Origin of the sequence: Acetivibrio cellulolyticus CD2, from assembly GCF_000179595.2 — a bacterium.
GTDB lineage: Bacteria > Bacillota > Clostridia > Acetivibrionales > Acetivibrionaceae > Acetivibrio > Acetivibrio cellulolyticus.
Genome location: NZ_JH556659.1, coordinates 449,714 through 474,513 on the forward strand (window position 1 = coordinate 449,714; position 24,800 = coordinate 474,513).

General features: G+C 36.1%; 22 protein-coding genes. 17 read left to right on the plus strand and 5 right to left on the minus strand.

Translation table 11 applies throughout. The features are described from left to right. Positions 1 to 64 precede the first annotated feature (64 nt). The 3 genes from ACECE_RS0222040 to hypE all read left to right on the plus strand — a co-directional run bounded on the left by ACECE_RS0222040 (position 65) and on the right by hypE (position 2,429). A complete protein-coding gene (locus tag ACECE_RS0222040; protein WP_010251160.1) occupies positions 65 to 292 on the plus strand; it encodes a HypC/HybG/HupF family hydrogenase formation chaperone in 228 nt (75 codons plus the stop codon). Further along, positions 279 to 1,325 (plus strand): hydrogenase formation protein HypD, encoded by a 1,047-nt coding sequence (hypD, locus tag ACECE_RS0222045; RefSeq protein WP_010251162.1) that lies wholly within the window; start codon positions 279 to 281, stop codon positions 1,323 to 1,325. Before ACECE_RS0222040 ends, hypD begins: the two co-directional genes overlap by 14 nt. 105 nt (positions 1,326 to 1,430) lie before the next feature. After that, positions 1,431 to 2,429: a hydrogenase expression/formation protein HypE gene (gene hypE, locus ACECE_RS0222050; RefSeq protein ID WP_010251164.1), complete on the plus strand. Its 999-nt coding sequence runs from the start codon at positions 1,431 to 1,433 to the stop codon at positions 2,427 to 2,429. A 157-nt stretch (positions 2,430 to 2,586) separates the two neighbouring features. On the opposite strand, the gene ACECE_RS0222055 is transcribed toward hypE, so the two are convergent. Then, positions 2,587 to 3,444, minus strand: a complete 858-nt coding sequence (locus ACECE_RS0222055; RefSeq protein WP_010251166.1) for an AraC family transcriptional regulator — start codon at positions 3,442 to 3,444, stop codon at positions 2,587 to 2,589. Positions 3,445 to 3,757: 313 nt separating this feature from the next. Between ACECE_RS0222055 and ACECE_RS0222060 the strand changes: the two genes are divergently transcribed. The 6 genes from ACECE_RS0222060 (at position 3,758) to ACECE_RS0222085 (ending at position 11,337) form a co-directional block, all read left to right on the plus strand. After that, the gene (locus tag ACECE_RS0222060) at positions 3,758 to 4,672 is read left to right on the plus strand and encodes an NUDIX hydrolase (protein ID WP_010251168.1); all 915 of its coding nucleotides are present in this window, start codon (positions 3,758 to 3,760) and stop codon (positions 4,670 to 4,672) included. Between the two features lie 36 nt (positions 4,673 to 4,708). Continuing rightward, complete coding sequence (locus ACECE_RS0222065) at positions 4,709 to 5,383, plus strand: cysteine hydrolase family protein (protein WP_010251170.1); 675 nt, start codon at positions 4,709 to 4,711, stop codon at positions 5,381 to 5,383. A 51-nt stretch (positions 5,384 to 5,434) separates the two neighbouring features. Next, positions 5,435 to 6,877, plus strand: a complete 1,443-nt coding sequence (locus tag ACECE_RS0222070) for a nicotinate phosphoribosyltransferase (RefSeq protein WP_010251171.1) — start codon at positions 5,435 to 5,437, stop codon at positions 6,875 to 6,877. Between the two features lie 30 nt (positions 6,878 to 6,907). Further along, positions 6,908 to 8,281, plus strand: a complete 1,374-nt coding sequence (locus tag ACECE_RS0222075) for a Mur ligase family protein (RefSeq protein WP_083878886.1) — start codon at positions 6,908 to 6,910, stop codon at positions 8,279 to 8,281. A 202-nt stretch (positions 8,282 to 8,483) separates the two neighbouring features. Then, a complete protein-coding gene (locus ACECE_RS0222080) occupies positions 8,484 to 10,280 on the plus strand; it encodes a phosphoenolpyruvate carboxykinase (GTP) (protein WP_010251175.1) in 1,797 nt (598 codons plus the stop codon). A 250-nt stretch (positions 10,281 to 10,530) separates the two neighbouring features. After that, positions 10,531 to 11,337 (plus strand): ZIP family metal transporter, encoded by an 807-nt coding sequence (locus ACECE_RS0222085; RefSeq protein WP_010251177.1) that lies wholly within the window; start codon positions 10,531 to 10,533, stop codon positions 11,335 to 11,337. 45 nt (positions 11,338 to 11,382) lie between these two features. On the opposite strand, the gene cax is transcribed toward ACECE_RS0222085, so the two are convergent. Beyond that, entirely contained in the window at positions 11,383 to 12,195 is an 813-nt protein-coding gene (gene cax / locus ACECE_RS28580) for a calcium/proton exchanger (RefSeq protein ID WP_268871033.1), read from the minus strand. Positions 12,196 to 12,446: 251 nt separating this feature from the next. Between cax and ACECE_RS0222095 the strand changes: the two genes are divergently transcribed. Then, entirely contained in the window at positions 12,447 to 12,956 is a 510-nt protein-coding gene (locus ACECE_RS0222095; RefSeq protein ID WP_010251181.1) for a DUF2798 domain-containing protein, read from the plus strand. Between the two features lie 112 nt (positions 12,957 to 13,068). Here the strand turns inward: ACECE_RS0222095 and ACECE_RS0222100 are convergent, their stop codons facing one another. The 3 genes from ACECE_RS0222100 to ACECE_RS0222110 form a co-directional block, all read right to left on the minus strand. Further along, a complete protein-coding gene (locus tag ACECE_RS0222100) occupies positions 13,069 to 14,043 on the minus strand; it encodes a hypothetical protein (protein WP_010251183.1) in 975 nt (324 codons plus the stop codon). A gap of 119 nt (positions 14,044 to 14,162) precedes the next feature. Then, a complete protein-coding gene (locus ACECE_RS0222105) occupies positions 14,163 to 14,918 on the minus strand; it encodes a protein-glutamine gamma-glutamyltransferase (RefSeq protein WP_010251184.1) in 756 nt (251 codons plus the stop codon). After that, positions 14,912 to 15,907, minus strand: coding sequence for a hypothetical protein (locus ACECE_RS0222110; protein WP_010251186.1), 996 nt, complete (start codon positions 15,905 to 15,907; stop codon positions 14,912 to 14,914). The genes ACECE_RS0222105 and ACECE_RS0222110 overlap by 7 nt, the downstream gene beginning before the upstream one ends. A gap of 201 nt (positions 15,908 to 16,108) precedes the next feature. Here ACECE_RS0222110 and ACECE_RS0222115 point away from each other — a divergent pair, with 201 nt between their 5' ends. From ACECE_RS0222115 to ACECE_RS0222145, 7 genes are all read left to right on the plus strand, one after another. Next, positions 16,109 to 17,008: a stalk domain-containing protein gene (locus ACECE_RS0222115; RefSeq protein WP_010251187.1), complete on the plus strand. Its 900-nt coding sequence runs from the start codon at positions 16,109 to 16,111 to the stop codon at positions 17,006 to 17,008. 243 nt (positions 17,009 to 17,251) lie between these two features. Beyond that, complete coding sequence (locus ACECE_RS0222120; RefSeq protein WP_010251189.1) at positions 17,252 to 18,193, plus strand: metal ABC transporter substrate-binding protein; 942 nt, start codon at positions 17,252 to 17,254, stop codon at positions 18,191 to 18,193. Then, positions 18,190 to 18,993, plus strand: a complete 804-nt coding sequence (locus ACECE_RS0222125; protein WP_010251191.1) for a metal ABC transporter ATP-binding protein — start codon at positions 18,190 to 18,192, stop codon at positions 18,991 to 18,993. The genes ACECE_RS0222120 and ACECE_RS0222125 overlap by 4 nt, the downstream gene beginning before the upstream one ends. Beyond that, entirely contained in the window at positions 18,990 to 19,829 is an 840-nt protein-coding gene (locus tag ACECE_RS0222130; protein WP_010251193.1) for a metal ABC transporter permease, read from the plus strand. The genes ACECE_RS0222125 and ACECE_RS0222130 overlap by 4 nt, the downstream gene beginning before the upstream one ends. A 104-nt stretch (positions 19,830 to 19,933) precedes the next feature. Further along, positions 19,934 to 22,288 carry a stalk domain-containing protein gene (locus ACECE_RS0222135; protein ID WP_010251195.1) on the plus strand — a complete coding sequence of 785 codons (2,355 nt, stop codon included), beginning with the start codon at positions 19,934 to 19,936 and terminating at the stop codon, positions 22,286 to 22,288. 83 nt (positions 22,289 to 22,371) lie between these two features. Then, the gene (locus tag ACECE_RS0222140; protein ID WP_010251197.1) at positions 22,372 to 23,100 is read left to right on the plus strand and encodes an ABC transporter ATP-binding protein; all 729 of its coding nucleotides are present in this window, start codon (positions 22,372 to 22,374) and stop codon (positions 23,098 to 23,100) included. Next, a complete protein-coding gene (locus ACECE_RS0222145; RefSeq protein WP_010251199.1) occupies positions 23,090 to 24,754 on the plus strand; it encodes a putative ABC transporter permease subunit in 1,665 nt (554 codons plus the stop codon). Before ACECE_RS0222140 ends, ACECE_RS0222145 begins: the two co-directional genes overlap by 11 nt. Positions 24,755 to 24,800: the final 46 nt, after the last annotated feature.

The window sequence follows — 24,800 nt, forward strand, 5'->3', positions numbered from 1 at the left end:
AAAATACGAATTGAGGAAGTTTAAGTTTGGATGATTTTTAATAATATTTTAGGATGTGAAAATTATGTGTGTTGCAATACCAGGAAAAGTAATTGAACTCAATGGTAAAATTGGTAAAGTGGATTTTAACGGTAATATTATAGAGGTAAATGTAAGTCTGGTTGATGTAGAAGTTGGAAGTTATGTTCTTGTACATGCAGGCTATGCGGTTGAGACAGTTAAAAGAGAGCAGGCAGAAGAACTGTCCAACCTTTTTGCAGACCTGGAGGATGCCCTAAATGATGAACCTTGAAGATATTAAGCGTTTACTAATTGAATATTCGGGGCCGGAGATAAAGCTTATGGAGGTATGTGGTACTCATACCGGCAGTATAGTAAAAAATGGTATACGCTCTATACTATCAGCAAATATCAAACTTGTATCAGGTCCTGGGTGTCCTGTATGCGTAACACCAGCGAAATACATTGATTCAGCAGTTGATTTTGCTGGTAGGAAAAACTATACGGTTTTATCCTTTGGAGATTTGCTTAGAGTTCCAGGTAGCAAATTATCCCTGTCTGAAGCTAAAGCATTGGGTGGAAGTGTTGATATTATCTATTCTCCGGAAGAGGTAATAAAAAAAGCCCTGGATAATCCTGGATATAATTATGTTTTAGCAGCCGTAGGATTTGAGACAACTATTCCGGCATATGCTCTTTTAATGGATAAGTTGGTTGAACATTCTATAAAAAATGTCAGGTTATTAACCAGTTTAAAAACTATTGTGCCGGCACTTGACTGGCTGTGCACCAATGAACCGGATATTGACGGGTTTATTGCACCGGGACATGTAGCTACAATTACCGGTACGAAGGTGTATAATTATTTGGCGGATAAATACCACAAACCATTTTCGGTTGCAGGCTTTGAAGCAGAGCATATTCTGATTTCCATATATGACCTTGCAATTCAAATCAGTAAGGATAAGGCAGAGGTACACAATTTATACAAAAGTGTAGTATCGGCTCAAGGAAATGTTCAGGCAATGGAGATTATAAATCGATATTTTGAGCCTGCACCTGCTTATTGGAGAGGTATTGGTTTGATAGATAATTCCGGATACATTGTCAAGAAGGAATATATAGATTATAGTATGAATATTTCTATGATTGATGATACAACACCAGATACGACGTCAGGCTGTAGATGTGGTGAAGTTATTATCGGAAGAATTGAACCTTGTCAGTGTCCGTTGTTTGGAAAGGTGTGTACACCATCAAAACCTGTTGGGCCATGTATGGTTTCGCAGGAAGGAACTTGCGGTATTCATTATTCTGAAGTATAGATGAATGAAGGATATTGTTTCAGATATTAAGGTTTTAACTCAATTCTGGAATTAATATCAAGATAACTAAACTACAATGCAATAGAAGAAAGTCGGGTGGAGATGATGGAAGAAAATCAAAGAATTACAATGGCGCATGGAAGCGGTGGAAGTGCAACAAGGAAACTTGTACAAGACTTGTTTTATACTTATTTTAAAAACGATGCTTTAAATAAAATGGAAGATGCTGCTGTACTTGATGTTCCAGCAGGAAAAATTGCATATACAACTGATTCGTTTGTTGTAACACCGATTATTTTTCCAGGTGGTGATATTGGCAAATTGTCAGTTTGCGGTACATTAAATGATCTTGTGGTTATGGGAGCAGTTCCTAAATATCTTACAGCTGGTTTTATTATTGAAGAAGGACTGGAAATGAATGTGCTGGAGGAAGTAGTAAAATCAATGGCGCTAACCGCAAAGGAAGCAGGTGTTGGAATTGTAGCCGGAGATACAAAGGTAATTGAAGGACACGGCGGGATTTATATAAATACCTCGGGTATAGGCTTTATTAATCAAAAGCCATTGCATACGTCAAATGTGAAACCTGGGGATGCAGTAATAGTAAGTGGTGCTTTGGGCAACCACCATGCCTGTATTCTATCGCATCGAATGAACATTAAAAATACGATTATAAGTGATTGTGCTTATCTTGGTGACATGGTTCAAAACCTTATAAAAGAAGGAATAGAGATAAAGACCATGAGGGATGTCACGAGGGGAGGTCTCGCTACTGTTTTGAATGAAATTGCTGATGGTTCTGATACTACTATAGATTTGCTGGAAGAAAATATACCTGTAGACATTGAAGTTAAGAGCTTTTGTGGCATACTTGGGCTTGACCCTCTCTATATGGGTAATGAGGGTAAACTGGTTTGCTTTGTTGCTGAAAAAGATGCACAAAGGGCATTGGGGATAATACGAAACAGCAAATTTGGAGAAAAGGCTTCAATTACTGCAACAGTTTCAAAACGGGAAAATGCTCCTGTAACAGTAAAGACCAGAATCGGTGGCAGAAGAATATTGAATGTGCTTCAAGGAGAAGGCCTTCCTAGGATATGCTAGTATTGATAAATATTTAAGTTTGTTGAAAATGAAGAAATAGTAAATGTGTAAAAAGCAGGATTACCAAAAGGTATCCTGCTTTTGACGTCATAACTAACTTAATATAAAGTCTATTAAAAAGTTTTATGCCAACATCAACCTTTAACCTTTTAAAAAGTTATTTTTTCCTGACAGGAATCCAAATTTCACTGTAATAGTTTTCATCCTGATTGCCTTTTGGATAATCGGCTGTATTGGTGTACATTTCAATATTATAACCAGCTGCAATTTCGTAATCTTTACAGTTGGGCAGCCATTCTGAGAAGATTTTTTGATTCACATCATGCAGAGCTTTTGGCATTGGACCCTTGCACGCAAAAATAGCCCAAGTATGTTTCGGAATAACCTTTGTTACAAAACCTTCAGGAACTTCTGTGGAAGCAATATAATCATCGGCAATCAAATATTCAAATTCATCTGACCCCATGCTTTCATCTATACATACCCCGTACATTCCACATACTATTTCACCTTTTCCTGATTGAAAGTGCTCTTCCCAGAACTGCGGAATTTCTGAAGATCCACTGTCATATTTGTACATCCTCGATACTCCCATGACTGTAAATGCTTCCTTTTCAATAATTTTGTAATCCATAATATAACCACCTTCCAATGAAAATTTGATTTTAAGTGAAGCATATGACTTAATCATTGCTCCATCTTTTCGAACAGCAGTAGGTGTGACGCCATGGAAACGAGTAAAAGCTTTTGTGAAACTATCTGGTGAGTCATAGCCATATTTCAAAGCAATATCAATAATTTTATTATCGGTGAAAACAAGCTCACTGGCAGCAAGAGTAAGCCTACGCTGTCTGATATACTCTCCTACTGTAAAACCACAAAGCATTGCAAATCCTTTTTGAAAATAGAACGTAGACACGTGTGCCTGCTTTGCAATATTGTCTATTGTAAGCTCTTCGGTGATATTCTCTTCAATATAGTCGATAGCTTCACTAATACCTTCAATCCATCCCATAATAGCCCTTCCTCTCTGTATTTATATCTTATTACTTTTCAGGTAGGTGTTCCCGACATTTTGTGCTGTGTTTTGTCTTGAATGCAGTATATCTCTATATTCAACGTAGTTATCACTATATCCTCCTCAAAATAACTTCACCTAAATAATGTTTTGCATAATTATACTTTTGCGTAATTTTCAATTATTTATTTGCATTAGGCTGGCCTCAACAATTTAATATTTTTTATGTAAGTACATTGACAGGAAGAATAAATAGTATTATAATGATATTAACAAACGTATAATAACAAGTACTGCGAGGGTAAAAAATATGAATGAAAATAAACTGATAAATAAACAGGGGCTTTCAGAAGAGGAATTCTTAAAGACTTATGATGCGGGCAAGTACGAGAGGCCTTCCGTAACAGTTGATATGCTGATTTTTACTATAACTGACGAAGAAAAGAAGAATTACAGGAAGCTGCCTGAAAAAGTGTTGAAGTTACTTATGATCAAAAGGGGTGACCACCCGTATATAGGACAATGGGCGCTTCCAGGTGGGTTTGTGAATATGGATGAAAGCATGGATGAAGCTGCACGAAGGGAACTGAAAGAGGAAACCAACATTGACAATATATACATGGAACAGCTTTATACATGGGGAGATGTTGGCAGAGATCCACGTACAAGAATTATAAGTACATCCTATATGTCTTTGGTTGACAGTAAAACTCTTGATGTAAAAGCCGATGATGATGCTGATGATGCTGAGTGGTTCACGGTTTCTTGCAAATTGTATCAGGAGCAAAAGACGGTGACTCAGGGGGGATATGTACTGCAAAGACTTTTTAAGTTGAATCTGTCAAATGAAGAGGATAAACTTTCTGCAACTATAAAAATAGAAAAGACTGTTGAGAACAGAGTTACAAAAATTCACAGAGAAATTGTTGAATCAAAGGGAATAGCTTTTGACCATGCAAAAATTATTGAGTACGGAATCGAGCGGCTCAGAAATAAAATAGAATATACAGATATTGCCTTCAACCTGATGCCCGAGGTATTTACGCTAACTGAACTTCAGCAGGTATATGAGATTATTCTGGATACTGAACTGTTAAAAGCAAACTTTAGAAGGAAGATTGCAGATATGGTTATTGAAACAAATGAGTATACGAAGGATGTAGGTCATAGGCCTTCGAAATTGTTTAGGTTCAATCCAAATTGGCAGAATATCTTGGAAGCATAGAGTTTTAAAATAATGAAATGAAAGGGGAAGATCAAAATGAAAAATATAAATAGGAAAGAATTTTTGAAAAGAAGTGCACAAACTCTCGGAGAAATAGTTGATATGCTTGAAGGCCTTCCGGAGATAAAACTAAAAGATTTGCAATGCAAGCAAACAGCTCTGATTATAGTAGATATGATAAATGGTTTTGCAAGGGAAGGAGCCCTTAAAAGTCCAAGGGTTGAAGACTTAATTCCCGAGATAGTTAAATTATCAAAGAAGTGCACTAAAATGGATATTAAGAAGGTGGCATTTGCAGATTGTCACACTGAAGCTTCGCCTGAGTTTGGTGCATATCCTGAACACTGTATGGTGGGAACTAGTGAAGCTGAAATTGTTGATGAAATTAAAGAGGTAGGCGGATACAAGCTTATACCTAAAAATTCAACAAATGGTTTCCATGAAGAAGAGTTTAAAAAATGGCTTGAGGAAAATCCGCAGCTAAATACCTTTATAATTACCGGAGATTGCACGGACATATGTGTTCAGCAGTTTGCAATAACGTTAAAGACATGGTTTAATATGCAAAATAAGAAATACAGGGTAATTGTTCCTGTAAATGCTGTTGAAACCTACGATTTGGGGTTGCATAACGGTGATCTTATGAATGTAATGGCTCTATACAACATGGTGATTAATGGAATAGAATTAGTTAGGGAAATTGAAATCTAGGAATATTAATGCTGTATGTGGAACGAAGACAATAAACAGGGGGTAATTTAAATGGATAAGACTAATTTAACGATGTTAACTGACTTTTATGAGTTGACCATGGCTAATGGATATTTTCAGAATGGACTTAAAGACAAAATAGCATATTTTGATATGTTTTTCAGAAAGGTACCTGATGGTGGCGGATTTGCGATAATGGCAGGTGTTGAGCAGCTTATTGAATACCTGAAGAATCTGAAATTTGAGGATAGCGACATAGAGTACCTAAGAAGCAAGAAAATATTTGGTGAAGAGTTTCTACAATATTTAAAAGATTTTAAGTTTAGCTGCGATGTATGGGCTATACCTGAAGGGACTCCTATATTTCCTAATGAACCGGTAATAACGGTGAGGGGTCCGGTTATTGAAGCTCAGTTTGTTGAAACTATGATACTTTTGACAGTTAATCACCAAAGCCTTATAGCTACAAAAGCCAACCGTATTGTAAGAGCAGCGCAGGGGCGTGATGTAATGGAGTTCGGTTCTAGAAGAGCTCAAGGCTATGATGGAGCAATTTATGGGGCAAGAGCTGCATATATCGGTGGCTGTATAGGTACAGCATGTACTATTGCAGAGAGAGATTTTGAAATTCCGGCTATTGGCACAATGGCACACAGCTGGATTCAGATGTTCCATACAGAGCTTGAAGCTTTTAAAGCTTATGCTGAGGCTTATCCTGATAATTGTACACTTCTTGTAGATACATATAATGTACTTAAGTCGGGTGTACCAAATGCAATAAAGGTATTTAATGAAGTGTTGATTCCAAAGGGATTCAGACCAAAAGGAATAAGAATAGACAGCGGAGATATCACATATCTGTCGAAGGAAGCCAGAAAAATGCTGGATGAAGCAGGATTTAAAGATTGTAAAATTGTGGCATCCAATTCGCTCGATGAATATATTATCCGTGACATTCTAATGCAGGGTGCACAGATTGATTTATTTGGTGTTGGTGAACGCCTGATAACTTCGAAATCTGAACCTGTGTTCGGTGGAGTTTACAAGCTGGTAGCCATTGAAGAGGGTGGTACTATAATTCCCAAAATAAAGCTCAGTGAGAATGTAGTAAAAATAACCAACCCGGGATTTAAACTGCTTTGGAGGCTTTTTGACAGGGATACAGGAAAAGCCATAGCAGATGTATTGACTACCAATGAGGAGATAATAGATGATAGTAAACCCTATGAGGTATTTGATCCTGAGCATACATGGAAGAGAAAGACAATAACTAACTTCTATGCAAAAAGGTTGTTAGAAAGAGTTTTTGATAAAGGAACCTGTGTTTATGAAAGCCCAAGATTAAAACATATTAAGGGCTATTGTATGGAGCAGATAGAAAATTTGTGGGATGAAGTAAAAAGGTTTGAAAATCCGCATAATTACTATGTTGACCTGTCAACCCCGTTATGGGAGATGAAGCAGAGGCTGCTCCGCGAGTATTCGGTAAAGTAGTATTTAGCTTTATAAATATAATAGTTGGTAATGGAGATAAAAGAGGAAGTGAGCAATATTTTTGAAACCAGAAGGCAGGTAGAGAGCTTTATATATAGTTCTTATTTAAGAGCAATTAAAAATATTGATATCAGGCTGCCGGATAGGGAGACTAGAACTCCCAAACTTACGAAGCAGTTGCTTAACATGGTCCAAAATCCTGATTCGAAACAAAGAAATGTACTGGTTACCGGAAGCAAGGGTAAGGGGTCAGTAAGCAGAATGATATCAAAACTCCTTGAGGCACATGGCTATCGAGTTGGCCTCTTTACAAGCCCGCACCTGGTTAATTTCAACGAGAGAATCAGAATTAACGGAATTGCAATTTCTGATGAAAATCTAATAAAGTATGCAGAAATTGTAAAGCCATATGTTGATGAAATCGAAAAAAAGTTGCCGGATAATAAGTATATTGGCCCGGTTGGGCTGACATCAGTAATGGCAATGCTATATTTTTATGATAACAAGACTGATTTTAACATTGTTGAGTGTGGAAAAGGTGCTAGATATGATGATGTGTGCATGAATGAAAGCGAGATTTCCGTAATAAACAATGTTTTTTTAGAGCATGTTCCTCAGTTGGGAAATAATCTGGCAGAAATAGCGTATAATAAAGCCGGAATTGTTAAAAGCTCACAAAAAGCAGTCTTTTCAGCTGAACAACCTAAGGAAGTCAGTAATATAATAGAAGAGACAGCAAAAAATTTGAAGATTGAACTTAAAATTTATGGGTATAACTATATAAGCAAAAATATAAAAATTTCGAGTAAAGGTACTACTTTTGATATTATTACAGCTAATAAAGAATATCCGAATCTGCAATTAACCCTTTTAGGAAGGCATCAGGCGAAAAATGCCGCTTTGGCAGTTGGTGTTGCAGAGAGCTTGATAGGCGAGTTAGATCAGATTAGGGTAAGAGAGAGTTTTAGAAAGCTAACATGGCCAGGAAGACTGGAATTAGTAAACCTAAATCCGTTGACTATTCTGGATGGATGTATAAATAGGGAGTGTGCAAGTTATGTGAAGGAAATAATAAAGGAAATTGGAAAAGAGAAGATGGTGTTTGTTATTGGTATCCCAGATGATAAGGATTTTGAAGGAGTACTAGATGAATTCAGCGAAGATGCTTATAAGATAATAATGACAACGACGAAACACCAGCATCATAAGTTTTCAAGCTTACAGCAGGTTAGAGCGTTGGAGATGATAAAGGAAAAATATTTATATAAAGACATCGTAGATGACGCAATCAGAGAAGCATATGAGATTTTAGAAGGTGGTGGCTTACTGGTTATATTAGGTACACAGTCTTTGATAAGGGAGACAAAAGAATTCTTTAATCAGGACACAACCAATTTAGACTAAAGATTGAAAAATCCCTGAATAAAAAACCTAAAACACTTGTTGAAATTTATATTTATTTGTGGTAGGATGTTACTTAGTGAAAAAATTAACTAACTGAAGGTTTATTTTCCAGTTCATTACCGAATCTTAATTAAGTTCGGTTTACACATCTGATATTGCAGTTTTGCAATAGCATATAACACTATTTGGAGGGAGAATTTTAATGAGCACAAACAATCAAAAATTACAAGCTTGGGTAAAAGAAATGGCTGATATGTGTCAGCCAGACCAGATTTACTGGTGTGATGGTTCAGAAGCAGAATATCAACGTTTGCTTAAAGAAATGGTAGATTCAGGTGCAGCTACTCCGCTTAATCCTGAAAAACGTCCTGGATGTTATCTCTTCCGCAGTGATGCATCTGACGTAGCACGTGTTGAGGATAGAACTTATATTTCTTCTAAAAAGCAAGAAGATGCTGGTCCTACAAACAACTGGGTTAATCCTGATGAGCTCAAAGCTACAATGAGAGAATTATACAAGGGCTGTATGAAGGGAAGAACAATGTATGTTATTCCTTTCTCAATGGGTCCTATAGGTTCACCTATATCAAAGATCGGTATAGAAGTAACAGACAGCCCATACGTTGTTGTTAACATGCGTATAATGACTCGTATAGGAGGCAAAGTATTGGAAACTCTTGGAGACAATGGAGAATTCGTTCCTTGCTTACATTCAGTAGGCGCTCCATTAGCTGAAGGTCAAAAAGATTCTTCATGGCCTTGTGCACCAATTGAAAAGAAATATATCAGCCATTTCCCAGAAGAAAAGACTATCTGGTCTTACGGTTCAGGATACGGCGGAAATGCTCTTTTAGGTAAGAAATGCTTTGCACTTCGTATAGCTTCTTCAATAGCTCGTGAAGAAGGTTGGTTGGCTGAACATATGCTTATCCTTCGTCTTACAGATCCAAAGGGTAATGTAAAATATGTTTGCGGTGCTTTCCCAAGTGCTTGCGGTAAGACAAATCTTGCAATGCTTGTTCCAACTATTCCAGGCTGGAAAGTTGAAACAATCGGTGATGATATAGCTTGGATGAAATTCGGAAAAGATGGACGCTTATATGCAATCAATCCTGAAGCTGGATTCTTCGGAGTTGCTCCAGGTACATCCATGGATTCAAATCCAAATGCTATGCACAGTATAGAAAAGAACACTATATTCACAAACGTTGCTTTAACTGATGATGGTGATGTTTGGTGGGAAGGTATCGGTCATGATGCTCCATCACATCTTGTTGACTGGAAAGGTAAAGATTGGGCACCAGGCGCAGAAGCTCCTGCAGCTCATCCAAACGCTCGTTTTACAGCACCTGCAGAGCAATGTCCTGTTATAGCTCCTGAATGGGAAGATCCAAATGGTGTGCCGATTTCAGCTATATTGGTTGGTGGACGTCGTCCAAGCACTATTCCATTGGTTCATGAAAGCTTTAGCTGGGAACATGGTGTATTCATGGGTTCAATCATGGGATCAGAAATAACTGCAGCTGCTATATCAGCAAATATCGGTCAGGTTCGTAGGGATCCATTTGCTATGTTGCCATTCATTGGTTACCATGTAGGTGATTATTTGCAACACTGGTTGGATGTTGGAGCAAAAGCTGATGCTGATAAACTTCCAAAAATATTCTATGTTAACTGGTTCCGTAAAGATAAGAACGGCAAATGGTTGTGGCCTGGATATGGCGAAAACAGCCGTGTTCTTAAATGGATCTGTGAAAGAGTATCCGGTGAAGGTAGTGCAGTTAAGACTCCTATCGGTTACATGCCTACAGAAGATGCTATTGATACTGCAGGACTTGATGTTAGTGCAGAAGATATGGCGGAACTTCTCAAAGTAAATAAGGAAGAATGGTTGAAGGAAGTTGAATCAATCAGAGCTCATTATGCTAATTATGGTGCAAAAATGCCTAAAGAATTATTTGCACAATTAGATGCTTTGGAAAGCCGTTTGAAAGGCTAATTTAAATAATTAAAGTATTTTAATATGAACCGGCTGATTGTTAGGCTTACAGGCTTGACATGTCAGTCGGTTTTATATTTTAAAATCAAGATATAAATTGATTGAGGTCTAACGGATATGGGTATCTTATAGATGAAAAACACTAAATAAAATTTATAAGGATGTTTTTCAAAATTAGCTAGTGTTTAAGTGCTAGGTAGATTTAACTTAAATATTAGATAATTGATTAAAATGCAGGAGGTAATTCATCATGGATACTTTGGCAGGTCTGAATCCTGTAATTCAAGCACTTATAGCGACTGGTTTTACATGGTTTATGACAGCATTGGGTTCTGCTATGGTTTTTTTCTTTAAATCTATAAAACGTAAGGTTCTAGATACAATGCTTGGGTTTGCTGCCGGTGTTATGATTGCTGCCAGCTTTTGGTCGTTGTTAGCCCCCGCAATTGAAATGTCTGAAGCAGCAGGAAATATAAAATGGTTTCCACCATTGATAGGCTTTTTAGCCGGAGGGATATTTCTAAAACTTACTGATACACTAATGCCGCATTTGCATATCGGTATGCCGGAAAAGCCGGAGGGAATAAAGACTGATTGGAAGAGAAGTATACTTCTTGTAGCTGCCATTACACTTCATAATATACCTGAGGGGCTTGCGGTGGGTGTTGCTTTTGGAGCTGCTGCTTCAGGGTTACCTTCAGCTTCTATTGCCGGTGCTATTTCGTTGGCGGTAGGGATGGGCATTCAGAATTTTCCGGAAGGTTCTGCGGTTTCAATACCTTTAAGAAGAGAGGGCTTAAGCAGAAGAAAAAGTTTTTTGTATGGGCAGATGTCAGGTTTGGTTGAACCTGTTGCCGGGGTAATCGGTGCAGCAGCAGTAATGGTAATGCAACCTTTACTTCCTTATGCATTGTCCTTTGCTGCTGGTGCTATGATTTATGTTGTTGTGGAGGAATTGATACCGGAAGCCCAGTCATCCGGAAGTTCAGATAATGCAACTATGGGTACTTTATTTGGATTTGCAATTATGATGCTTTTGGATGTTGCATTAGGTTAATAGGTGCTATTAGCAGTGATTTTTAGAAGACAGCAAAAAATAATGTTACAAGAAGAAAAAGGCAACTCCTAGAATTAAATAGGAGACAATAAGGACAACTCCTTCAAACCAGTTTGTTTTACCGTCTTGAAAGACAAAAAGTGATAGTCCGATAGAGATTAGCATAGCTACAAGTTCAAATTCGTTATAGACATAAATCATTGGATTTCCAATGATGAAACTAATGAGGATTAGAAGAGGAGCTACAAAAAGGGCTATTTGAATACTTGAGCCTATTGCAATCTCAATACATAAGTCGATTTTGTTTTTTATTGCCATTAAAATGGCAGATATGTTTTCTGCAATATTGCCAAGGATTGGAATAAGGATAATTCCTATGAAGACTTCTGGAAGACCATAGTTTTTAATTATTTGTTCAACATAATTGACCAACATTTCACTTTCTATAGCAATGAAGAAGGCGGAAAAACAAAGAATGCATAGAGATTTGGGCAAACTCCACTTGGCAACCTCAGTTGTGTTAGCCTCCACGTTTTGATTTATAAATATATTTTTATGTGTCAAAAGGGAGAATATTAAGCCTGAAACGTAAGTAACCAGAAGAGCTATAGCTATACTGAAACTTATAGTATTAAGCCCTTTAGTTATGTTTGTATTTTTTTGCATTCTGATTGCATATTGAAATGCGAATGGTATTATTGTGGTCATTGCCACAAAAAACAGCAATATAAAATTGCTTCTTGCGATATTTTTGTTAAAGGTCTGACTCTGTTGTTTTAAACCACCTAGAAATATACTAAAACCGAGAACTAATAAAATATTACAAATAATAGATCCTGACATACTGGCAAGAACCAGGTTGTAAAGGGTAAATGATTGTGCTTGTCTTTAATACAACCTTAGTTATTAGCGAAGCGAATTTTCTTGACTTTTCATAAATATATATTTTATAATATACGAGTATTAAAAAAATATTGAATTAAAACTGACACATGTGGTGCTTAGCACGTAAATCTGATTACGGTTTAAGCAGTCGTCATGTGTTTTTTTAATGTCTATAAGAAATCATGGCATCAAATTTTTAAATTAAAGGAAGGAGAATGTTATTTATGCCAACATCAAAATTTCAGAGGGTAGTTTTTGCTTTTTTGACTGTTACAATTACGGTCCATTTATTTGTGTTTTATAATCTTGCTATTTCCATGGGAGGAATGTCCAATGAGGTGTTTAAAGCATCTCGTGGTATAGTTGGAATTGAATTTGTTTTTGCGTTTTTACTTGAAGTATTTATTGTAGGATCACTAGCAGAAAAACTGGCTTTCAAAGTTGTAAACCCGGCTGAAGAAAAACCATATATCATAACAACAGCAATCATATGTGCAACAGTAGGTCTCATGTGTCCAATGATGAGCTTTATCGCAACCATTCTATATAACGGTATTAACATAGAGTTTCTTGCAAATTGGATGCAGAAAATAGTAATCAATTTTCCATTTGCACTTTTATCACAACTGTTTTTTATACAACCCTTTGTAAGATTCCTTTTTGGCACTATTTTCAAAAAGCAAGGGGAAAACAAGGAAAACCAATATGTACCAGAAAGTATGGAATTTGAGTAAATATTTGAGATAGATCAGTTTAGCCCTGTAGGAGTTTATTGCCTGCAGGGTATTTTATATATTTTGGATATTTTGGAGATAAAGAATTGTACAATTAACCTAAAATGGTCGTTTATGCGCAAAAAAATTTAAGAAGTATGAGGCATACACCTAAAACACAAAGGTAAAGAGCAGAAACGGGAAATGTAGGAAAAGCTAAAAGCAGCATTATACTTGTTGCTATACAAATAACTCCTGGGATTGTCAGCTTGTTACGGTTAATGAATTCGTTAAAGGTGCTTTTTGATATGAAAGTTTCAATAGGCAAATGCTCAATATATGGGATAGTTTCAGTTTTAGTAATAATAGGTACATATCCGGTTAAACCACAAGCATAAATTTCCAGCCATACATCATCATAGTAGTTTAGAGTATCTAGGAAATCACCACCAAAAAGAAAATTTAATTCTCTTTCATCAAAAAGAGTATATAAATCTTCTTCACCAAAAATAAGTTCCATATCCTCATCATTAAAGCAATATTGAGAACTTGTATCTAAACCCGTATTGTGCCTGTAAGCTACGAGTCTGTTTACACTTAGCTTAGTCTTCTTCTTTAACCTTATAGGTTTATATATACCGTTCCGGGCAGAAGTAACATACATAATAGTGCTTTCAGCTAAAGTTGTTGAATAGGGGATGAATTTGTTGGGGCAAATACATGAATTGCCTGAAATATAACAACAGAAGCCATGTTTATCATAAACTTTCAACCATAGTTGTCCCTTGATAATCAATTTTGATATTAAATAAATTTTGTCAAAGCGATATAAGCTAATAGTAATTTCAGAATTTAAATCAGGTTTTTCATAGCAAGAAAGTGAATCTTGAATCACATAGCAGTAATTCCGAAGATCAACCAATTTGGTTTTACTGTTGATAAAGCCTATGAAAAAGTTATCTTCAAGGACTTCGATCCATTGCTCGTCATTTTCCCAGGAAGAATAACCAAGATCTATTATTCCGCCATCTCTGATTTTCCTGATGGCATTATTGGAAAATCCTTTTCCACTATAAATGTAAGTTCCACCAATAACCATTTTTTTCATTATGTACAATGCTCCACCAATTTTTTCAATACTTCTAACATTTTACCACGAAATATAAAGGGTGTACATATGTGCTCAGATAAATAGTGGTATAGGAAACATATTCTGTAGAAATGATATCATGTATTCTTAAATAAATGAAACAGGTGTTTAAAATCTGGGAGTGTACAAGATTCAAGGAGATACGCTGATACTTCTGAACCATCCTTTCTATGAGCATTCAGAGCATGAATTATGCCATCGGAAGTTGACATACCAAGCCCGTGGCCATAGTAATAGCTATCCCCTAAATCAATAGTGTTTTCACCCTGCCACTCAGGTGTTAAAGGGTCAACATCTGGATTTCTGAAATATCTGCAGTCCCCGGGAAAGTAATCGGATGGTTTTCTATAATTAATGACAGTAAGGTTTCCATCGAGGTTTTGCCAGTCCATTAAATAAATATCAGTGAACAAACTGTTAAATAAATTATCACCGAAAGTGTCCAGTACAGCTTTGTAATAGACGATGACAATTGCAGTAGCGCATTCAGTGCCATAAATTCGTCCGTGTTCAAAAATATCATTAATGGCATCCGTGGGTTTTATATCGTCTTTTACCAAAAAGCCACCTTCCTCACTTCTCTTCCAGAAGTATTCATTACATTCTGATTCATCAAATGTTCTGAAACGTATACGGCTTCTAAGTAGCATTTTTGAAGCTTTTACGATGTTTTTTCTCATATTGAGTACAAAGAGAAGTTCTTCATTTGAAGAGAAATTGTATGTGTTAGTGCTGGTATGCATTATGCCCAGTATTTTAGCCTGGATTTCATCAGGATTAAGACTTGAGGATATAGTTTCCGGATCAATAGTTTTATCTGATATTATCAGCATAGTGTACCTCCTAATCTAGCACATGCTATTTTTAATTGTTCACTTACCGGATTATGGATCCAGTTGTTCCACAAATAGATGTTTTGATTGTGCAAAATAAATGAATAATTGGAGAGTAGAAGCTTGTTTTTTTCATCTATGCTGTTAAAAATATTCTCAATCCTTAGCTCATCTTCAGTTAGTTCACTTTCGATTATACCGTTATCAACTGATACTTTTTTGTACAGGTACTTAGAGGCTAAAGATACTTCAAAAGGTGAGGGGTTAGGCTTTTGCTGGAAGCTCTCGTCGGTATAATATAAAAATGGAAAGTTGTCTCTAAACCAATAAAATATACTTAAGTATTGCATCTCTTCATTAAGCGTATTGTTTTTGACACATGGAATAAACCTTAGGAGTTTTTTGGATATTTCAACATCCTTTTTGTCATCTGATTTCAGACCTTCTGCGAGCATCATTATGCAGTTTGGATCGCGCGATTCAAAAAATGCCCAGACCAGGTCATGAATAAACAGACCTTTTCTATTGCGATTATATATGATATCCCTGACTACAGGCAGTATTGAATTGTCTTTGTATTCCCTGACAAGTATTAAAGAACAAGAATCCAAAATTTTATCATATTGGCCCCTCAATCCGCTTTCATCTTTGCCAGTTTCAAGTATCCATTTTAGTATTGACGGTGTATTGTCGCCAATATTGCGTGATATGTAACTAAAACGGGAAAAGTTTTTAGAATTTATTGCGTTTGTAAGCATTAGAACATTTTTATTCCGTGTATTCAAGTATCGATTAATAGGAGTTCGATTAATTTGAGGTTCCAGCAAAAATAGCGATGGAAAGCTAAGCGTATCCTCATTAATTAATGAGATAGCTTTAGTAGTATCAGTTCTAAGAAATTTATAAAAATAATTGGATAATTCACGATTTCCCCTGCTGGTCCGCACTTTATCGAGGGTGCTCAAGGAGTTTGGGCTAAAATCGGGCATATAAAACCTCAAAAACAATAAGTTTACTATTACTATTAATATGCTTGCTGGCACAAGATTGGAACAGAAATGTAAAAAATATAAAATTATCATATTTGTAATAGATACCAAATCATGCATGTCAATTTCTTATTCCAAAAACTATAGATTGTATGGTAGAATAGTACATAGCCATAAAATATATTTTAAAGGGAGGTCTTGATGAGGAATTTAAAAAGAAAGGGCATTCTTATTGCTCTAGTTATTATGGTATGTTTGAGTTCAGTGTTTTATTGTGATGCGAGTACGTTAACCGAGCAGATATTTGTGACAGTAAAGGTAAACGATAAGTGTATTAAGATGGATTCCGAGCCGTACATAAAGGATGGTAGGACCTATGTTTCGGTACGTTTTATCGCAGAAGCTTTAGGAGCCAAAGTTGAGTGGTTTCCTGAAGGAAAGAAAGTTTTAATTAGAAAAAGTGATGAGGAAAAGGAAGTAAAAACCAATGCAAATGAAACTGTTGCCGGTGCGGTTTATGCTAATGAAAATGAAGCAATAAAACTACTGATCGGCAGCAAGGAATTAGTTGCTTATGGTGAAAAGAAACAAATGGACGCTGCTGCCCAAATAGTAAATGGGCGTACAATGGTACCACTAAGGTTTGTTTCTGAAAATCTTGATTGCGATGTAAAATGGGACGAACTAACCTATTCCGTATTGATTTATAAAAAAGGCATTGTAGTTCCACAACAATATATTGAAAACAGATCTTATACAGATGAAGATTTAATATGGCTGGCACGTATAGTACACGTAGAAGTTAAGGGGTTGTCAATTAATGGGAAGGTTGCGGTTGCCAATGTGGTGTTAAACAGGGTTAAGAGCCCGGAATTCCCCGATACTGTATATGATGTTATTTTTGCCAGTGGACAGTTTCCACCTGTGAAAAAAGCTGGTTTTAAGGAATTAATACCTTCAAAGGACTGTATTATTGCCGCAAAGATGGCTCTAGAAGGTGTAAATAATGTGGAAAACTGCGTGTATTTCAATAATGTAAAATTCAAAAGCAAGAATGTTACTCTTTATAAGAGAATCGATGGCGAATATTTTTACTATTAAGATGACACAGAAAATTCCACACTATAATAAACATTCTAATTTTGAGAAAAGTTATACCAAGAATTTAAAAGCTATTTTTAAACTGCCTGGACTTCACTGACCAGGCAGTTTATTTTTTTTTGAAAAGTTTGAAAAGTAAAAAAATTAGGGGAAATAATCTATAGGGGTATTACATTTACTTAAATAGGTGTATAATATAAATGCAAATGATTTGCATTTGCGAAAAAATACGTGGAGGTTTTTATGAAGTCAATCAGGATTTTACCGATAATATTAATAATGATGTTGATATTTGGTGCATGCAGCAATAATGGAACGAAAAATACAAGTAATGTTGCCGGTGGAAGCAAGGTTAAAATAGTGACCTCCTTTTATCCTATGTATATATTTACCCAAAATATAACAAAGGATATTGAGGGAGTAAGTGTAGTTAATATGGCTGAACCAAAGACCGGATGCCTTCATGATTATCAAATGTCTCCAGCAGATATGAAGACGGTTGAAGATTCTGACATTATGGTAATTAACGGAGCAGGTATGGAATCTTTTTTGGAGAAGATTATAAATGAAGCACCTGACCTTAAGATAGTTGAAGCTAGTAAAGGTCTTGAGTTGTTGAAGGAAGAAGAAGGAAATGATGTTAAGCATGAAGATGATGAATCGGAACATAATGTAAATGCACATATATGGGTAAGCATTTCTGGAGCAATAGAAGAAGTGAAAAATATAGGTGAGCAACTGGCAGTTGCTGATCCTGACAATGCTGAAAAGTATAAAAGTAATACTGAGGAATATGTAAAAAAGCTGGAGGACCAAAAGAAAAAAATGGTTAGTGCCTTAAAGGATATTAAGAATAGGAACATAGTGACATTTCATGAGGCATTTCCATACTTTGCAAAAGAGTTTAATCTGAATATAGTAGAGGTAATACAAAATGAGTCGGGCAGCGAACCTAGTGCGGGAGAATTAGCTGATTCAATCAAGAAGATAAAGGAATCGAATGTTAAAGCACTTTTTGCAGAACCACAGTATTCAACAAATACTGTAGAGACTGTATCTAAGGAAACAGGTATCAAGGTTTATGAATTGGATCCTGTTGTTACAGGTCCTGAAAATCCAGATCTGGATGCGTATGTAAAGGCTATGGATGAAAATTTAAAGGTATTGTTAGAGGCGTTGAAATGATGAGTACAAAACATAATGGATGTTGTCAGAATGGATGTTGTGGGTTGTGTTGTACCAAAATTGAAAACTTTGGAGTGACATTCGGAAAGACTCAGGTCTTAAAGGATGTCAATCTACATATACATTGTGGAGAGCTTACAGCTTTGATAGGACCGAATGGTGCTGGCAAAAGTACTCTTTTAAAAGCTATTCTTGGAGAAGTAAAGCATACAGGTGAGTTAAAGTTCATGGATTCCAAAGGGGAGAAGAATGACAAGCTGATTGTTGGTTATGTACCCCAACATTTGAACTTTGATACTGGATCACCTGTTAGTGTATTCGATTTGTTTATGTCAAGTATTGTAAGATCACCTTCGTGGCTGTACAAGCCAAAGGGGCTGAGGAAAAGGGTACAGGAAAGTCTTGCCAAAGTAAAAGCAGAATACTTGATAGACAGACGTTTAGGTGCCCTTTCCGGGGGAGAGCTTCAGAGAGTTCTTCTTGCACTGGCACTAGAGCCAATTCCACATCTTTTGCTTTTGGACGAACCCGTCTCGGGCATAGATCAAAATGGACTTGAGATGTTTTATAGTACCTTAATGGAGCTCAAAGATAGCTATGATCTTTCAATAATACTTATTTCCCACGATCTTGATCTTGTAATGGAATATGCAGATAGAATTGTACTGGTAAAGGGTACTGTTTTGGGAAGCGGAACTCCAAAGGAAATGTGTAAAAATGAAATGCTGTTAAAAACTTTCGGGATGTCATGGTATAAAGAGAACACTGATAAAGGTAATGGGGGGGATAGGAAGCAATGATTAGTTTTTGGTATTCACTTATAGACACTATCCTGCCTTTTCAATGGGTTGAGCTTGATTTTATGAAAAATGCTTTACTTGCGGTGTTGCTTATTTCTCCGATTTTCGGAATACTTGGAACAATGATAGTTAATAATAGGATGGCCTTTTTTTCGGATGCATTAGGCCATGGAGCATTCACAGGCATGGCAATCGGAAGTATTATGGGGATTTTTAATCCTGTTTTTGGTGCAATTGGTTTTTCAATAGCGTTTTCAGTGCTGATAACAATTGTCAAAAATAAAAGCAAAACTTCTACAGATACGATCATTGGTGTGTTTTCATCAATAGCCATATCAGTGGGTCTTATTCTTCTTTCTATTGGAGGAAAAAATAAATTACCAAATTATCTTTATGGTGATCTGCTTAGCATTACCCCTTCCGACATAGTTATGCTGCTGATTGTTTTTGTAGGTGTAATTGCATTATGGTTGCTTATGTTTAATAAAATGCTCCTAATCAGTGTAAATCAATCATTGGCTAGAAGCAGAGGGATCAATACTCTTGCGGTTGAGATAATATTTACATCCGCAATCGCAGTAATAGTAACTGTGGCAATTCAATGGGTAGGGCTCCTAATCATAAACTCGCTTGTAGTACTACCGGCGGCTGCAGCAAGGAATGTGACCGTTAATGTAAGGCAGTACCATTTAGTGTCCGTCCTTATTGCCCTTGTTTCAGGATTATCAGGACTTATACTTTCTTATTACTGGAATTCAACAACTGGAGCAACAATTGTTCTTTTTTCGGCATGTATATACTTTATTACACTTGCTTTAAGAAATAGAGTTGGATAATATAACGAGGCAAAACTTCTGCCTTGTTGAAATGGTGTGTTGCAATTGAAAACTATTGATTTCATATATTATACAAGAATAATTTTAATTTAAGGGTGAGGCATGTGAGGGTCAGGTTTAATTTTAAACTATGGATTTCGTTAACAGTTTTTATTATTGTATCAGGACTCTGGTGTTCAGAAAGCTTTTTAACAGTACAAGCGGCTCCGGCAGCAAAGCAGATCACGATGTCTGTGGACTGGGAGGAATTAAAATTTGATGTTCCGCCTACAATAATAGAAGGCAGGACGATGGTTCCCTTAAGGGCTATTTTTGATGCACTGGAAGCAGAGTTAGAATGGGCTGGCGCAACAAAGACTATAACGGGATATCGGGGTAATACAAGCATTAGTCTTGTTGTAGGTAGCAAGCTTGCTACAGTAAATGGAGAAGAAGTTCAGCTGGATGTGCCAGCAACTATTATTTCAGGTAGGACTCTTGTGCCGACAAGATTTATATCAGAAAGTCTTGGGGCAAAGGTTTCCTGGGATGGTAATTTACGCAAAGTTACAATACTGACGCAGGATGTAATTGATATTCCTGACAGTAATTTTAAAAAAATAATTAGAAAAAAAATAAAAAAATACTCAGGAGATATATTTTCGAGTGATTTAAAGCAGATAGAAGTTTTAGAAGCTAGAGAAGCAGATATATCCAACCTTGAAGGTATTCAGTATATGAAAAATGCCAAGTCAATTTATATGGAAGGGAATAATATTGGGGATATCAGTTTCCTATCAGGTTTACATGAACTTGAAACAATCAGCCTTAATGAAAATAAAATTGCAGATATCAGCCCACTGGCTAAGTTGACAAATCTTAAAATAGTTTATCTTCATACAAACTTTATAAGAGATTTAACACCGATCAGGTCTCTAATTAATTTGGAGGAATTGTATTTAGGTGGAAACGATATTAAAGACATCGAACCGTTATCTTCTCTTTCGAAGCTTAAGTACCTTTATCTTGGAGATAATCAGATAAGTGATCTGAGTACTCTTAAGAACTTAAGCAATCTTAAGTATTTGGACATTTATGAAAATTCTACATTGGATATATCGGCACTGAAGTCTTTGAAAAAGCTGGAAGAAGTCTATATAGAACACTATGAGGAAGAATCTGAACTGAATGATAAACTTTTCGAAAAATATAATGATATGATGGTTAAAGCAAAAGATATAGTCGCAAAGGTTGTAAAACCCGGTATGTCCGATCTGGAAAAGGAACTTGCACTTCATGACTATCTGGTTTTCAACACTGTCTATGATTATGAAAACTATCTGGCAGATACAGTGCCTGATGAATCACACGAACCTTATGGTGTTTTGGTTAAAAAGGTTGCGGTTTGTGATGGTTTTGCCAGGACAATGCAGATTTTATTGAATATGGTTGGAATAGAGAATGAGTTTGTGCATGGTGATTCAGATGGAGAAAAGGGATGGATTGGCCATGCCTGGAATATAGTTAAGATTGATGGAGAATATTTTCACCTGGATGTTACCTTTGACAATATAGATAAGGATAATACAAAAATAGAAAATGACTCCATAACTCACACATACTTTAACATATCCGACAAGCAGATAGCTATTGACCATAGATGGGAAAAAAGCCCTTATCCTTCCTGCAATGTCGATAGTGATTATTTTACACGGATAAGTGAGCTGAATGGGGACCGGATTATTAATGGAGACAATGCCTTTTACTTGGATTCAGAAAATAGTATTGTAAAATTAAATCTTGTTGATTATACATCTTCAAAGCTAACTAAGAATAGGGCTGAAAGAATAGTTTTGGATAATGATTTTATTTATTATTTAAACACTTCGGAAGAAACTGGGGATGTGATCTATAAAGTTAGAACTGATGGCGCTGATGAAACAAAAGTATATGAAGGTGACATAAACTCTCTTAAAGAGAATGACGGGGAAATTTACTTTATTGATGGAGAAGGCATACTTAACAGATTAAATGAATCCGGCACAGGAGTTCGGGAAATCAATAACGGATCAATAACATCTGTAACGTACTTTACAGAGGATTATATTATCTGTAAGGCGTATAAATGGAATTTAGGGGGCGGACTTTATAGAATATCAAAAGATACCGAGGATACAGAAATGATTGTTTCCGACATGCCTTCAGGTTTTTCGTATTCGTCCGATTCGGGGATTTTGACGTATTATTATTCTCCACTTGAAAGGGTTATTGATGACTGGATTTATTACGTTAATGAAGAAGACGGAAGCAGTTTATATAAGGTGAAAGTAGATGGAACAAACAGAACCAGGCTCAATAGCTTTGATAGCACCATAATTGATATAATTGGAGACTGGCTGTACTACCATAATAATAGTGATATGTCCAAAGTTTATAGAGTAAAAATTGATGGTAGCGAGAATAGTAAGGTGCAGGGATAGATTTAAAAAAGTAGTTTACATTCTAATGGAAATTGGTTAAGATATACACATAAACTATAAACTAACAAGAGAGGCTAATAGGTATGATCGAAGTTGTAAACATAACGAAAACCTATAGTGGAGCATTAAAAGCCGTTGACAACCTGAGTATTACAATAGAGGATGGCGAAATATTTGGTTTCCTGGGACCTAATGGTGCTGGAAAAACCACAACTATAAAAATGATAACAGGTATTTTAAGGCCTGACAGTGGAAATATAAGAATTAACGGGACAGATATAAACGAAAGTCCTTTAGAGGCAAAAAAGAAATTCGGGTTTGTGCCGGATGACCCAAACATATTTTTGAGATTAAAAGGAATAGAATATCTGAATTTTATGGCGGATATGTATGATGTGTCAGCGGGTGACAGAAAGCAACGGATTGAAAGCCTTGCTGAGAGATTCGAAATGTCCAGTGCACTTTATGACCAGATCCAGAGCTATTCACATGGTATGCGCCAAAAAATTGTTATTATGGGTGTGTTAATACATAACCCGCCTGTGTGGGTATTAGATGAGCCGATGACAGGGCTGGACCCAAAATCGTCATTTACCTTGAAGGAAATGATGAGAGAGCATGCATCCGGGGGAAATACGGTGTTCTTCTCAACGCATGTACTTGAGGTGGCTGAAAAGTTATGTGACAAAGTTGCAATAATCAATAAGGGTAAGATACTTTTTGCAGGAAAGCTTGAAGAAATGAGAGAGCATTTTAAGAACAACCAATCTTTTGAAAAAATGTTTTTGGAGTTGACTGAAAATGGGCAATAAACTTATTCTACTGACAAAAGTACTACTTAAAAATGGTTTTGGTATAAAGGCAAATGGTAAAAAGAAAATAAGGCAGATAGCTTTTATATTTCTAATTGCTTTGTGCTTTGTACCTGTTGTTACCGGTCTCATTTCTTTTATTTCTATGCTGTATGATTCACTTAAAATTATAGGGCAGGAAGAGGTAATCATAAGTCTTGGAGTTGCAATAACGTCATTTACCATATTTTTCTTCGGCGTGTTTTATATAATTAATGTCTTTTACTATTCAGATGATGTCGAAAACCTTCTTCCGCTTCCCCTAAAGCCTTCAGAAATAATAGGGGCGAAGTTTCTAGTCACGGTAATATATGAATATCTTACTGAAATTGTAATATTGCTGCCACTGTTTATTGTTTATGCCATAAAAAGTGGAGCATCGTTGATGTATTACATCTATGCATTGGTGGTTTTTGTCTTTGTTCCTGTTGTACCTCTTGCAATTGCTTCAATTATGGTTATGATAATTATGCGTTTTACTGGACTCGCTAGAAATAGGGATCGTTTTAAAATGGTAGGAGGCTTAATAGCAATGTTTGGGGCTATTGGGTTTAACTCTGTGATACAGAAGTTTGCATCACGGGGCGCTGATCCGGAGCAACTTCAGCAAATGTTTAGTCAGGGGAAGAATTCAATGGTTGATTTAGTTGCAAGAATTTTTCCTGGTGCAAGGTTTGCAGCATTAAGTATTGTCAACAATTCCAATATTAATGGCATAACTAATTTGTTTATTTTTGTTTTAATTACTTTGGTAAGCTTTATATTGTTTTTGTATATTGGCGAGATCCTATATTTTAGAGGTGTAATTGGTATTTCTGAGATGTCAGCAAAGAGAAAGAAGGTCAGCGGTGATGAAATTGGAAAGCTGAGCACCCGTAAATCAAAACTAAAGGCATGTACTCTAAAAGAGCTAAACATTCTTTTCAGGACCCCAATTTATTTTATGAACTGCGTTTTGATTAATTTTATATGGCCTATAGTTTTGCTAATACCATTATTTACTCAGTCACAGGATCTCAGTGATCTTGAGAGTCTCAAGTTTTTTTTGCAAAATGAAAAATATGCAGGTATTGTTATTGCAGCCGGATTCGCAGCAGCAATGTTTATTTCGGCATCTAATGCTGTAACATCATCATCGATATCAAGGGAAGGCCAAAATTTGTATGTAAGCAAATATTTGCCTGCTCCATATAAAGTTCAGATAATGGCAAAAGTACTTTCAGGTGTGGTTATTTCTCTTATAGGTTTGACGCTTATGCTTATAATTGCCGGAGTGCTTTTGAAGATACCATTATATATGATAATACTGATAGCTATAGCTGCTCTAGTTGGAATAATATTTATCTCTTTTACCGGAGTAATAATTGACCTGTTCAATCCAAAACTCCACTGGGACAACGAGCAAAAGGCTGTTAAGCAGAATTTGAATGTTTTGTTTAATATGCTTGTAGGTGCCATTTTTGCAGGGTTAACTGTATTTGTGTCGGTTGAATTTGAATTTGACATATTTATGGTTTGCGGTATTATTTTTATTGGGTTTGGTCTTATGGATGTTATGCTTTACAGGTTTATATCATCAAAAGGTGTAAAGTTGTTTAATGGTATTGAAGTGTAAAGGTTATATGTAGAGTATAGTAACAGGAAGGTGATGAGTGATTATC